The 12,690-nt window shown below is 64.3% G+C and carries 11 protein-coding genes; 9 read left to right on the top strand and 2 right to left on the bottom strand.

Going from position 1 to position 12,690, the window contains the following annotated elements; genetic code table 11:
• Positions 1–21 precede the first annotated feature (21 nt).
• From LB532_RS20395 to LB532_RS20355, 9 genes are read left to right on the top strand one after another with little or no spacing between them, the layout of a single operon-like run.
• The gene (locus tag LB532_RS20395; protein WP_140639594.1) at positions 22–1,035 is read left to right on the top strand and encodes an ABC transporter permease; all 1,014 of its coding nucleotides are present in this window, start codon (positions 22–24) and stop codon (positions 1,033–1,035) included.
• Positions 1,032–1,913, top strand: a complete 882-nt coding sequence (locus tag LB532_RS20390; protein WP_224557100.1) for an ABC transporter permease — start codon at positions 1,032–1,034, stop codon at positions 1,911–1,913. Before LB532_RS20395 ends, LB532_RS20390 begins: the two co-directional genes overlap by 4 nt.
• Entirely contained in the window at positions 1,910–3,991 is a 2,082-nt protein-coding gene (locus LB532_RS20385) for an ABC transporter ATP-binding protein (RefSeq protein WP_140639595.1), read from the top strand. The genes LB532_RS20390 and LB532_RS20385 overlap by 4 nt, the downstream gene beginning before the upstream one ends.
• Positions 3,988–5,235: an MFS transporter gene (locus LB532_RS20380; protein ID WP_140639596.1), complete on the top strand. Its 1,248-nt coding sequence runs from the start codon at positions 3,988–3,990 to the stop codon at positions 5,233–5,235. The genes LB532_RS20385 and LB532_RS20380 overlap by 4 nt, the downstream gene beginning before the upstream one ends.
• Complete coding sequence (locus LB532_RS20375) at positions 5,232–6,005, top strand: SDR family NAD(P)-dependent oxidoreductase (RefSeq protein WP_140639597.1); 774 nt, start codon at positions 5,232–5,234, stop codon at positions 6,003–6,005. Before LB532_RS20380 ends, LB532_RS20375 begins: the two co-directional genes overlap by 4 nt.
• Before the next feature lie 29 nt (positions 6,006–6,034).
• Positions 6,035–7,060: an NAD-dependent epimerase/dehydratase family protein gene (locus tag LB532_RS20370; RefSeq protein WP_140639598.1), complete on the top strand. Its 1,026-nt coding sequence runs from the start codon at positions 6,035–6,037 to the stop codon at positions 7,058–7,060.
• Between the two features lie 11 nt (positions 7,061–7,071).
• Positions 7,072–8,019 (top strand): polysaccharide deacetylase family protein, encoded by a 948-nt coding sequence (locus LB532_RS20365; protein WP_140639599.1) that lies wholly within the window; start codon positions 7,072–7,074, stop codon positions 8,017–8,019.
• 17 nt (positions 8,020–8,036) lie between these two features.
• Entirely contained in the window at positions 8,037–9,371 is a 1,335-nt protein-coding gene (locus tag LB532_RS20360; protein ID WP_140639600.1) for a dihydroorotase, read from the top strand.
• A 9-nt stretch (positions 9,372–9,380) separates the two neighbouring features.
• Positions 9,381–10,154, top strand: a complete 774-nt coding sequence (locus LB532_RS20355; RefSeq protein ID WP_140639601.1) for an SDR family NAD(P)-dependent oxidoreductase — start codon at positions 9,381–9,383, stop codon at positions 10,152–10,154.
• Here LB532_RS20355 and LB532_RS20350 read toward each other — a convergent pair.
• Positions 10,103–11,107, bottom strand: a complete 1,005-nt coding sequence (locus tag LB532_RS20350; protein WP_140639602.1) for an SMP-30/gluconolactonase/LRE family protein — start codon at positions 11,105–11,107, stop codon at positions 10,103–10,105. The two genes, LB532_RS20355 and LB532_RS20350, sit on opposite strands and share 52 nt — an antisense overlap.
• A 29-nt stretch (positions 11,108–11,136) precedes the next feature.
• Positions 11,137–12,681: a trimethylamine methyltransferase family protein gene (locus LB532_RS20345; RefSeq protein WP_140639603.1), complete on the bottom strand. Its 1,545-nt coding sequence runs from the start codon at positions 12,679–12,681 to the stop codon at positions 11,137–11,139.
• Positions 12,682–12,690 lie beyond the last annotated feature (9 nt).

The raw sequence follows: 12,690 nt of genomic DNA, 5'->3' as shown, positions 1-12,690 counted from the left end.
CAGGAGCGGACATTCCGGCCGATGGCGAGATTCGTTGCGAGACGACTGGCGATGATGCTGCTCACCATGGTGGCGGCTTCGTTTCTTGTTTTTGCCGTCTGTGAATTCACGCCGGGCAGCGTCGCGCGCAAATCCCTCGGGCCTTTCGCGACCCAGGAACAGGTCGATTTCCTCACCAGGAAGCTGAAGGCGGATGATCCGCTGCTGGTGCGTTACGGCCGCTGGGCGGGCATACTGCTCGGCGTCATTCCGGACCCGCTTCAGGACCCCAGCACCGGGCTCAATTTCACGGACCCGCGAGGCGCCCAGTACTTCGGCAATTTCGGCTATTCGACGCTCAACAAGCTGCCCGTCAACGATGTGATCTGGGACCGGCTCGGCAATACGGCGATCCTGGCCGGACTGGCCTTCCTGTTGATCGTGCCCTTGTCGATTGTCTTCGGCATCCTGTCGGGCCTCAAGGAAGGCGGCGTGCTCGACCGGGCATTGTCGGTCATATGCATCACCTTCACCTCGATTCCCGAATTCGCTTCCGGGGTTTTCCTGGTTACCCTGTTCGTCATCCTGTGGCCGGTGCTGCCGGGCACCAGTCCGCTGGATTCCGACGGCGGCTGGTCCATTCCATCTCAACTCGTGCTGCCGGTCGCGGTGCTCGTCATCTACGACTTCGGCTATGTCGCGCGCATGATCCGAGTCTCGATGATCGGCGTGATGGAAAAACCTTTCATCCGCACCGCGGTGCTGAAGGGCATGAGCACGCGCCAAGTGGTGATGGGCCACGCCCTGCGCAACGCCATGATCGCGCCTTTCACGGTGCTTCTGCTGCAGATCAACTTCCTCATCAGCGGCGTGGTGGTGACGGAACTCGTCTTCGCCTATCCCGGCTTCGGTCGGCTGCTGCTCGACGCCAGCCTGTTCGGCGACATCGCGACCATCGAAGCCGCCACGCTGATCACCGTCGCCATAGCGGTCACGACGCAGTTCCTCGGTGACCTCGGTTACATGCTGCTTGACCCACGCATAAGGTTGAAATGAACGCAGTGGCCGAACAGAGAGCGATGGACGGGACGGCTGCCAAGCCGACGGGCAGGACGCGCCTGAAATGGGCGCGGATGCTGCGCTCGCCGACCGCGATGATCGGATTATTCCTGGTGGGCTTCTGGGTACTGGCAGCGATCCTCGCGCCGGTCCTGCCGCTCTACTCGCCGACCGAACAGGACGTGATGGCGCTCGCCGACCCGACGCCTTCGGCCGCGCATTGGCTTGGCGTCGATATCCTCGGCCGCGATGAGCTGTCGCGGCTGATCTTCGGCGCCCGCACCGTGCTGGTGGTGGCGCCGCTCTCCGTCGCCGTCGCCATGATAGTCGGCATCACGCTGGGAATGATCGCTGGTTATTACGGGGGCTGGATCGATGTCCTCATCAGTCGGCTGTCCGACATCATCCTCGCCTTCCCGGTGCTGGTCCTCTACGTCATACTGATCGCCAATATCGGCCCGTCCGTCTTCAACATCGTCATCGCCTCGACCGTCGCTTCGGCCCCGGGCATCGGGCGAATAACGCGAGGGCTGGTGCTCGGCCTGAAGGAGCAGGAATACATCGCCGCGGCTAGGCTGCGCGCCGAAAGCACGCTCTACATCATGCTGGTCGAGCTGCTGCCCAACTGCCGCGGCATGCTGATCGTCGATGCCTGCCTGCGCATCGGCTACACGATCATCACCATCGGCATCCTCGGCTTCCTCGGCCTCGGCTTGCCGCCGCCCAACCCCGATTGGGGCGGCATGGTCAAGGAAAGCACGACCGTGCTCAACGTCTGGCCGCTGATGTCGGTGCTGCCGTCGATTGCAATCGTCAGCCTGGTGCTCGGCTTCAACCTCCTGGCCGACGGCCTGCGGGAAGCCTGGAAGCCATGATTCCGACTGCTGACATATTGGCGCCAGCGTCGAAGGGGCAAGCCGCGGACGCCCCGCTGCTCGAGGTCCGGGACCTGCGCATCGAGTTTCGCGCCAAGGCGGAGACCGTCGTTGCCGTGCCAAGCTTGTCGTTCGAGGTCAGACCGGGCGAAAGTTATGGGCTGGTCGGCGAATCCGGCTGCGGCAAGAGCACGACCGCGATGGCCATCATGGGCTATCTCGGCGCCACCGGCCTGATCGCCGGCGGCAGCATCCGCCTCGAAGGCGAGGATCTGGTCGGCGCGCCGGCACACAGACTGCGCTCCATGCGCGGGCGGCGCATCGCCATGGTCTATCAGGATCCGATGAGCGCGCTCAATCCGGTCAAGACCATCGGCGCGCAGCTTGCCGAAGTGCCGATGCTCCATCTCGACGCCAGCCGAACCGACGCGCTCGACATGGCGGCAGCCATGCTGAAGGACGTGCGCCTGCCAGACGCCGGCGACATGCTGAAGCGGTATCCGCATCAGCTTTCCGGCGGCCAGCAGCAGCGGGTCGTGATCGCCATGGCGCTTCTGGGTAGGCCTTCGCTGCTGCTGCTCGACGAGCCGACCACCGGCCTCGACGTCACGGTGGAATCGGCGGTGATCGACCTGATTGGGGAGCTGCGCCAGCGCTACGGCACCAGCCTGCTGTTCATCTCCCACAATCTCGGCCTGATCGCCGAGAGCTGCGACCGCGTCGGCATCATGTATTCCGGCGAACTGGTCGAAGAAGCGCCGACAGGCGAGCTGTTCGGCCAACCGCGGCACCCCTACACGCAAGGGCTGATCGACTGCATTCCCGACATCGACCACGGCAAGCACAGCCGCACGCTGGCTGCCATTCCGGGTCACATCCCGCTGCCCTCGGAGCGGCCGCGCGGCTGCCTGTTCGGGCCGCGCTGCGCCGGTTTCAAGGCCGGCCTGTGCGACCAGCCCGGAATCATCCTCGAACCGGCGGGAGAGCAGCATCTGGTGCGCTGCGTGCGCTGGCCTGAACTCGACCCAGATCGCCGCGACCTGCCGACGCTGGCCGAAGAGAGAACGGCGCCGGAGGCCGCAATAGCCGTATCGGATGTCACCAAGCTCTACCACCTCAGCAACCACAGGACGCTGAAGGCCAACGAGCATGTGTCTTTCGAGGCCGGCAAGGCCGAAATCGTAGCGCTGGTCGGCGAGTCCGGTTGCGGCAAGTCGACCCTTGCGCGCATCGTCACCGGCCTCGACCGCGCCACGTCGGGTGAAATCCGCATGGCCGGCGAAAACATCGCAAAGATCGAAGCAGCCTCTCGGCCTAAACAATTGCTGCAATCGATCCAGATGGTGTTCCAAAATCCGGATTCGACGCTGAATCCCTCGCACAGCGCCGGCTTCTCCATCCGCCGATCGTTGAAGAAATTCGGCGTTCGCACGGGCAAGGCAGCCATCGACCAGCGCATGCGTGAACTGCTCGAGATGGTGCGGCTTTCGCCGGACTTCGCGGCGCGTAAGCCAAGCCAGTTGTCGGGCGGACAGAAACAGCGCATCGCCATTGCCCGCGCCTTCGCTTCCGACCCGTCGCTGATCGTCGCCGACGAGCCGGTATCGGCGCTGGACGTCTCGGTGCAGGCGGCGGTGGTGACGCTGCTGCTCGACATCCAGCGGACCCGCCACGCGACGATGCTGTTCATCAGCCACGATCTGGCGCTGGTGCGCCATATCGCCGACAAGGTCGTGGTCATGTACCTCGGCAAGGTGATGGAGAAAGGCACGGTCGATGAAATCTTCGGCGGCGCCACCCATCCCTACACCGAGGCACTGATTTCGGCGATCCGCAGCACGAAAGCGGAAGGCGCCGGGCGCAGGCGGATCACGCTGACCGGAGACACGCCTAGTCCCGTCAACGTTCCTGCCGGCTGCCGCTTTGCCAGCCGATGCCATCGCAAGGTGGGTCCTATTTGCGACAGCGAGCCGCCGCCGATCCGCACAATGTCCCCCACGCACGAGATCGCCTGCCATATCCCGAAGACGGATCTGGCCGCGCTCACCCTCATGGACGAGGCGCGTGGCCCTCAATGAGGACATGGTCGCTGGCCCGTCTCTGGCGTCAGGCGGAACGATCGCGCGCCATCCTGCCTATCATGGCGCTCATCTGCCTGGCCGGCATCGGCAGCTCCATGCTGACGACGGCCGTGTCACTGGCCTTGAGCGCGCCGGGCATCGCGCCCCGAAACGTGCAATTGGTGCTCACCGCCTACCCGTTCGGGTTCCTCGTCGGTTGTCTCATTGCTCGTCCACTGGTGTCGCGGGTAGGCCACGAGCGCGCCTTTTTCATCATAACCGTGATCGAGGCGATCGGCACATCAGGCTTCGTGTTCACCGATCTGCTGCCGGCATGGTTCTGCTTCCGCCTGCTCGGAGGGCTGGCCATGGCGGCCATGTTCGTCGTGTGCGAAAGCTGGATCAACCTTTATGCTGACCAGCACAATCGCGGCAGGCTGTTTTCCGTCTACATGATGACAACAGCGATCGCCGTGCTGCTCGGCCAGGTGCTTTTGGAGATCGTCGGGGCGCACTCGCCCCATCTGTTCGGGGTCAGCGCGGCCACGGTATTAATGGCAGTGCTTGCACGCTTCGTCTCAAAGCCATGGCCTGCCCTGCCCGCTCCGCAGTATGAACCGTCCGTGCCGGACATCCCGGCGAAGGAAGAGCGTTACGGCGTCATCCAGTTGCTGCGGCTGGCGCCCGTTACGGTGGTCAGCGTCTTCCAGGCCGGCGTCACCAACATGAACGTTTTCGTTCTGACCCCGATCTATGGCGCCAAGATCGGGCTATCCGCCAGCGCGACCGTCGGCCTGGTGACGACCGTCAGCATCGCCGGGATGCTGGCGCAAACGCCAGTCGGATGGCTCTCGGACCGGTTCGACAGGCGTGTGATACTGCTCATCCAGGGCCTGCTTTCGATGTCGCTCTGCGCATCGATCGCCTGGATCGGAACCAGGCCGCTGCCATTCCTCTTCCTGCTGTTCTTCCTCTATGGCGCCACGGCGCTGACCGTGTATCCGGTGGCGATCGCCTTCGCCAATTCGCGAATGCACAGCCGTCATATGGTTGCCGCTTCCGGCACGTTGCTGCTGCTCTATTCAATCAGCAATATCCTGACGCCCGGCCTGTCCGCGGCGCTCATGGAGCACACCGCCCCGCAGGCCATGCTGTTCGTGCTCGGCACCGGCGGCATTCTGGTGGCAATCGCGGCTTGCATCAATTTGCGGCAGCGCTCGGTGGGGATTGTGGTCGTGCAGCCCTCGGGAGGCGAGCCGTGACAGCCGCCGCATCCCCCCTGCCCGGCCGCCTGACCGGCAAGGTCATTCTGATCACCGGCGCCGCAAGCGGAATCGGCGCCGCGATCGCACGCCGATGCGTCGAGGAGAACGCTCGCGTCGCCTGCGCGGATCGCGACATGGCGGCAACGCAGGCGCTTGTCGCCAGTCTCGGATCGAACGCCTTGGCGGTCGGCTGCGACGTCACCGATCCGGATTCGGTCAAATCCGCGGTCGCCACTACAGGCCGGGCATTCGGTGGGCTGGACGGTCTGGTCCACAATGCCGCCGCCCCATCGACCGACGGCACGGTCGCCGATCTCGCGCTCGACAAATGGCGGCTGGAACTGGACGTCAGCCTCACCGGCGCCTTCCTGGTCTCCAAATTCGCAGTGCCCTTGATGGCGGCTGGCGGCGGCGGCTCGATCGTCCTGATCGGCTCGCAATTCGCGCGCGTCGCCGTCGGCAAGGCGGTGGCCTATTGCGCGGCCAAGGCCGGCGTCATGCATCTCGCCAAGGCCATGGCCGTCGACCATGCCGGGCAACACATCCGCGTCAACAGCCTGTCGCCCGGCGCTGTCGCGACCGCGCGCCTGCTGCAACGCTGGCCGGACCTGAAGGCGGCCGACGAGGGTCTCGGGCCGGCGCATCTGCTCGGGCGCATTGCCCAACCTGAAGAGATCGCCGCCGCCTGCGCCTTCCTGCTTTCGTCCGATGCCTCATTCGTAACCGGCACGGACCTTCTCGTGGATGGCGGCTATGCCGTACGCTGAACCCCTTTCCGGTATTGGAGGTTGATCCGATGACCCTGCTCGTCACTGGCGGCACCGGCTTCGTCATGAGCGTCGTCGCCCGCGCCTGGCTCGACCGCGACCCGACCGCGCGGGCTGTGATCCTGGACCGGTCCAATCTCGACGCGGCCGCCGAAAAGCATTTCGCGCCGGTGCGCGATAGGCTCATCGTCGTCAGCGCCGATATTCTCGACCCGAAGACATGGTCCGCCGCGCTGGACGGGCAGAACATCTCGGCCATCGTGCACGGTGCGACCATCACCTCGATCTCGCGCGGCAGCGCTTCGGAAGCCAAGCGGCAGCCTGAGGCCGAGGACCCGGCGCGCATCGTCGACGTCAATCTCATGGGCACGGTGCGCATGCTGGACTGGGCGCGCACGCGGCCTGCCCTGAAGCGCTTCGTCTATGTCAGTTCCGGCTCCGTCTACCGGCACAACGGGCCGGACTGGAGCGGCGAGCCGCTGCCAGAGGACGGCTATGTCGCGCCGCTCACGCTCTACGGCATCTCCAAATTCGCCTCCGAAATGGTGGCCAATCGGTACGCCGACCTGTTCGGTCTGTCGGCGATCTCGGTGCGTCTCGCGTCCGTCTACGGGCCGATGGACCGCGCCACGGAGAGCCGGAATTTCCGCCATGTTCCAAACCGCGTCGCGCACATGGCATTGGCCGGTGAGACGATCAGGCCGAACAGCCTTGAATCGGTCGGCGACTACGTCACTTCCACCGATGTCGCCGCTGCCATTCTGGCGCTGATCGACGCGCCGCGCCTCAATTATCGCCACTACAATATCGGTTCCGGCGGCAGCCAGACGATCGGCGACATCATCGGGTGGACGCGCGAGCGGGTTCCAGGTTTGAAGGCCGAGGTCAGCGCCGGCGACGATGCCAATATCGTCCAGGACACGTCACTGAAAGGCGGTATGTGGGGGGCCTACGATATCGCCCGGATCATGCGCGACACCGGGTGGCGGCCGCGCCCCGGCAAGGAAGCCTTCCACGCCTATATGGATTGGATTTCCGCCAACGAGACGAATTGAGAGGGATTGCCATGGCGCCGAACGCTGCTTCACATCCGGCGAACGCCCAGCCGCGCGACTTCGTAGGCTATGGGGCGAACCCGCCCTATGTGATCTGGCCGGGTGGCGCGAAGGTCGCGATCAACCTCGTGCTGAACTACGAGGAAGGCTCGGAATACAACTGGCTGGACGACGGCCGCAACGACAATTGGGGCGAGTACAACAACAACGGCACATCACCGCACCGCGACCTCGGCACCGAGACGCATTTCGAATATGGCAGCCGGGTCGGCGTCTGGCGGCTCGCTCGGCTTTTCGACCGCTACAACGTGCCGATCACGGTTTCGGCCTGCGCGGTGGCGCTGGAGAAGAACCGCGCCGTCGCCGAATGGATGAATGCGCGCGGCCACGACCTGCTCGGGCATGGGCTGCGCTGGACCGACTATCCCGGCATGCCGCGCGAGGAAGAGGAACGGCAGTTGCACGAGGCGATCACGCTCTACCAGAAGGTGCTTGGCCGCCGGCCGCTGGGCTGGAATTGCCGGTCGTTCCCGAGTGTCAACACACGTGACCTGCTGGTGCGAGAGGGCGGCTTTCTCTATCACTCCGACCCCTGCAACGACGAATTGCCCTATTTCGTCGACCATGGCGGCCAGCGCATCCTGGTCGTGCCCTATTCCAAGACGCTCAACGACAGCCGCTTCCTCATCGCGCCGGGCTACAGCAACCCGCACGACTTCGCCGAGGATTGCCGCTCGGCGATCGACTACATGCTTTGGGAAGCCGACGAGACCGGCGGGCGCATGCTGAACATCTGCGTGCACGCGCGCTGGATGGGTCAGCCGAACCGGGCTGCGGGCCTGCGGGCGGTCATCGAGCATATACAGAAAACGCCTGGCGTTATCTTCATGCGCCGGGCCGACATCGCCCGCTACTGGATTGACAATCAGGACAGTTTTACCCGCAGACAGGGCCGCTAGCAGCGCGGAGATGCTTCATGTTTGAGACGCTCATCACAGGCGCCACGATCATCAATGCCGATGGAGAAGCGCGCCGCAACGTCGCGATCCATGGCGGCAGGATCGCCGCCCTGGTCCAGCCCGGAGAATCCGCCGAGGCGCGCACCCTGATCGACGCCGCCGGCTGTTTCCTGTTGCCTGGGCTGATGGATGCGCATGCGCATCTCAGGGAACCGGGACTGACCCACAAGGAGGACTTTTCATCCGGCACGCATGCGGCCGCACTCGGCGGGGTGACGACCGTGCTCGACATGCCGACAGACGAGCCCTGGACGGCGACGGCGGATCAACTCGCCGACAAGATGGCGCTGACGACCGGAAAACTGAATGTCGATGTGGGTTTCCAGGCCGTGCTTACCAAGGATTTTGGCCTGATCGCCGCCGTGGCCGAAATGGCGCCGGTCTCGTTCGAGCTTTTCACCGCCGACGTCCCAAAGGATTTTCTGTTCCAGACGACGGATGCGGTGCTGCAAGCCCTGAAGGTGATGGTGCCTTTCGGCACGACAATCGGGGTGTCGCCCGGCGACCAATCGCTGCTCGAAGGCAGCATGGCACGTGACCATGACGGCCACATAGCGGCGTTCCTGAAGAGCAGGCCACCGGCGGCGGAGGCCAACGGCATTGCCCGCGCCGTGCTGGCAGCGACCGAGGCCGGCGCCCGTATCCATGTGCGGCAGATCAATTCGGCGCTCGGTGTCGAGACGTGGCACCGCCTGCGGGATCTGGCCGATGCCAGCGTCGAGACAACGCCACAAAGCCTGTTTTTCACGGCGCACGACTATGAGACCCAGGGAGCCGCGCTGAAGGGCTCGCCACCGTTGCGATCGCCGGAAGATGTCCGACGCCTGCGCGAGGCCGTTGCCTCTGGCATGATCGATGTCATCGGCACAGACCATGCGCCGCACAGCCCACGGGAAAAGGCCGCCGCCTATCCCGCATTCGCCGATATTCCAGGTGGCATGCCAGGTTTGCAGACGCTGCTGCCCGTGATGCTGAAGCTGGCAGACGAAGGCCTGATCGGCATCTCCGATATCGTGCGGATGTGCGCGGCCAACCCCGCCGACCGTTTCGGGCTGGGCAAGCGCAAAGGCCGGCTCGCCGTCGGGTTCGACGCCGATATCCTGCTTCTCGACCCCAAGCGGACTTTCACCGTGCGCAACGCGGACCAGAAATCCAAAGCGAATTATACACCGTTCGACAGTTGGAGCGTGTCGGCAACTTTGCGGCAGGTATTTCTTCGAGGCGTGGAAATCGTCCGCCACGGCATTTTGACCCGGCCGGGGCAAGGCCAGGTGGCGCGGCGGGAAGGCTAAGGCAGCGACATGGGTATTATGGAAGGCAAGGTAGCAATCGTCACTGGCGGGAGCTCCGGCATCGGCCGGGCCATCGCGCGGCGCTATGCGCAGGAAGGCGCGCGGGTCGTCGTGGCCGATGTGCGCGAAGAGCCTATCGAAGGCGGAGAGCCGACCGCTCAGGCCATCCAATCGGCAAGCGGCGAGGCGATCTTCCTGTTCGTCGACATTTCGGACAACGGCGCGGTCGAAGACATGACGCAGCAGGCAATCCGCCATTTCGGTCGGCTCGACGTGCTGGTCAACAATGCAGCCATCTACACCTCGACGACTTTGACCCAGACCACGCTAGAACAGTGGGCGAAGGTCATGGCGGTCAACGTCACCGGCTTCTTCTACTGTTCGAAGCACGCGGTATTGCAGATGCTCAGGCAGGAGCCGGTGAACGGCGTGCGCGGCCGCATCGTCAACATATCCTCGCAGCACGGCATGGTGGCTTGCCCCGGGGACTTCCCCTATTCGGTGAGCAAGGGGGCCATCGTCCAGATGACGCGCCAGATCGCTGTCGACCACGCCGAAGACCTGGTCGTCTGCAACGCCGTGGCGCCCGGCAAGATCATCACCGGCAAGCCGGGCGTCGCCAACGATCCCGACGCCCTCGACTATTCGCGCCTTCGCACGCCATGGCCGCGGCTCGGCCAGCCGAACGACGTCGCCGGCGCAGCCCTGTTCCTCGCTAGCGACCTGTCCACTTACATGACCGGCGTCAATCTGATGGTCGACGGCGGCTGGATGGCGGGTTGACCGGCCATCCAGCCTGCATGTCGCGAACCGATAAGTCGTGCTCGATAACGGCTACTTGTTCGGTATCTCATAGACCTTGCCGTGCCATGGCGCAGCGTCGATCTGGTCCAAGGCCATGACGTAGAGTTCCTTCTCGTCCGGACCGAATGCGAAGTTCGGCATCGACGGGGACGGCACCGACAGCGTGCGAAGAAACTTGGCGTCCTTATCGACGACGATGATCTTGCCGGGTGCGTCGAGCGAGCGCGGGCTCTGGCCGATATACATCTCGCCGGCGTTGTCCATCTTGATGCCGTCCGGCCAGATATGCGGCTGGTCCGGGAACAGGTCGTCCAGCCGCAGGAAGACGCGCCTGTGCTCAGGCTATGGTCGGCGGCGACATCGAATTCGATGATGCGGTTGTCTTCCGTTTCGACCAGATAGAGGATCTTGCCGTCGTTCGACATGACCAGGCCGTTGGCGTTGTGCAGGTCGTCCGCGACCTTCGCCACGCTGCCGTCCTTGCCGATGTAGTAGGCCGATGCGTCGATCGCAGCGCCGCCCTTGCCCGAGCCGGTGAAATAGATTCCGCCATCCTTGTCCGGCGCGAAGTCGTTGGGGCCGCTGAACGGCTTGCCGTCCTTGTCCTTGTCGTAGGCATCGAGGGTCTTGCCATCGGCCGAAATGCGGCCGATCGAGTTGCTGTCGTAGCAGGTTACGACGAACTCGCCCTTGGCGGTCGGCAGGACCGCCGAGGGCCCGCAGCCGTCCATTTTCCAGAAGATTTCGTTCTTCTTGCCATCCCACACATCGACGGTGTTGCGCCCGTATTCGACGTAGAACAGCTTGTCCTGGTACCAGATCGGGCCTTCCGCGAACCAGGCGTCGTCGTTGATGACCTTGACGTCGGCGGCTTGCGCAGACGCCGTCAGGGCAAGAGCGATCGCGGTACCGAGCAGATGCAGTTTGGTCATGCCAGTCCACTCCGTCTGTTTGAAGTCGATCAGGGCTCCTGGTCGCCGATCTCAAGTCTCCGGCGCGCCACGTAGTCATCCAGTTCCTCACGGACCGCGGGGTCCAGGACGGGCTCTTCATATTCGGCCAGCGCCTGCTGCCAGAGCTGGGTCGCCCGTTCCAGCGCGTCATGGCCACCGGCTTCCTGCCAGGCGCCGTAGTTCTGCCAGTTCGACAGCATCGGTCGGTAGAAAGCGGTCTCGTAGCGCGCCATGGTGTGCTCGGAGCCGAAGAAATGGCCTCCGGTCGGCACCGACTTGATCGCCTCGAAGCCAAGGTCGTCCTCCTCGAAGGGCATCGGCCGCAGGAACTCCATCATGTTCTGCAGGATCTCGACATCGAGGATCAGCTTCTCGTAGGAGGCCGTCAGCCCGCCCTCGAGCCAGCCGGCGGCGTGATAGATCAGGTTCGCGCCGCCGAGCACCGCGCCCCAGGTCGCCATCTCGGTTTCGTAGGCGGCCTGCAGGTCGACGACGTTCGACGCATTCGCATTTGAGGTGCGGTACGGCAGATTGTAGCGGCGGGCCAACTGGCCGGCGACGATGTTGGCTTTGGCATTTTCGGGCGTGCCGAAGGCAGGCGCGCCGGAGCGCATGTCGACGTTCGAGGTGAAGGCGCCGTACATCACCGGCGTGCCGGGATTGATCAGTTGCGTCAGCGTCACGCCGAAAAGTGCTTCGGCATTCTGCTGCGCCAGGGCGGCGGCCAGCGTGACCGGGGTCATCGCGCCCATCAGCGTGAACGGCGTGATTGTCACCGGCTGGCCGTGCTCTGCCATGGCGATCAGTCCCTCCGCCATCGCCTCGTCGAACAGGCGCGGCGAGTTCACGGAGATGATGGTTGTGACGCCCGGCGAAGACCTCATCTCCTCAACCGGAATGCCGCGCGTGATCGCCATCATGTTGATGCTGTCCATGGCGCGGCCACGTCCTATCGCGGAGGCGTGGAAGCCCAAATCGGAAAGCGTCAGGTTTGCGCGGTAGGTGTCGAGATGCCGGGAGTTTGCCGGCAATTCCATCGGCGCCACGACCTGGTTGCCGATGATGTGGATGGCATTGAAGTGGTGCGCGAGGCGGATGAAATTCTCGTAATCCGCGAGATTGCCTTGCCGCCGGCCGTTGATGCGATCGTGCACGTTGGGCGGGCCGGCAACGAGGCCGAACGCCAGCGAATTGCCACCGAGCCTGATCCTCTTCTCCGGATTGCGCGATGTGATCGTGAAGCACGACGGCGCGCTCTTCAGCGCTTCGGTCACGATGCTCTCGTCGATGCGGATCGTGCTTTCCTCTCGGTCGACTATGGCTCCCGCGGCTTCGAAGATGCTCATCACCTTCTCGCCCATCACCCGGATGCCGAGCTCGGAAAGTATCCGCATCGAGGTGCGATGCAGCTTGTCCATCTGCTCCTCGTCCAGCATCCGCATCGGCGCGTAAGGGTTCGTCACGCTCTGCCAGGGCAGTTGCGCGATGCCGCCGCCGCTGCGCCCCGCTGCTCTGGTGCGCCGTCCACCGCTTCGCCTGTCATGCGTTGTCATCGGCCTGTC

This window comes from Mesorhizobium sp. ESP-6-2 (assembly GCF_020164675.1).
GTDB lineage: Bacteria > Pseudomonadota > Alphaproteobacteria > Rhizobiales > Rhizobiaceae > Mesorhizobium.
The sequence above is the reverse complement of the archived record's forward strand: the minus strand, read 5'-3'. Positions and strand labels throughout refer to the sequence as shown.

Coding starts and splice junctions, on each gene's coding strand:
- LB532_RS20395 (WP_140639594.1), top strand. CDS start 22: ATGGCGAGATTCGTTGCGAGACGACTGGCGATGATGCTGCTCACCATG.
- LB532_RS20390 (WP_224557100.1), top strand. CDS start 1,032: ATGAACGCAGTGGCCGAACAGAGAGCGATGGACGGGACGGCTGCCAAG.
- LB532_RS20385 (WP_140639595.1), top strand. CDS start 1,910: ATGATTCCGACTGCTGACATATTGGCGCCAGCGTCGAAGGGGCAAGCC.
- LB532_RS20380 (WP_140639596.1), top strand. CDS start 3,988: ATGAGGACATGGTCGCTGGCCCGTCTCTGGCGTCAGGCGGAACGATCG.
- LB532_RS20370 (WP_140639598.1), top strand. CDS start 6,035: ATGACCCTGCTCGTCACTGGCGGCACCGGCTTCGTCATGAGCGTCGTC.
- LB532_RS20365 (WP_140639599.1), top strand. CDS start 7,072: ATGGCGCCGAACGCTGCTTCACATCCGGCGAACGCCCAGCCGCGCGAC.
- LB532_RS20360 (WP_140639600.1), top strand. CDS start 8,037: ATGTTTGAGACGCTCATCACAGGCGCCACGATCATCAATGCCGATGGA.
- LB532_RS20355 (WP_140639601.1), top strand. CDS start 9,381: ATGGGTATTATGGAAGGCAAGGTAGCAATCGTCACTGGCGGGAGCTCC.
- LB532_RS20350 (WP_140639602.1), bottom strand. CDS start 11,107: ATGACCAAACTGCATCTGCTCGGTACCGCGATCGCTCTTGCCCTGACG.
- LB532_RS20345 (WP_140639603.1), bottom strand. CDS start 12,681: ATGACAACGCATGACAGGCGAAGCGGTGGACGGCGCACCAGAGCAGCG.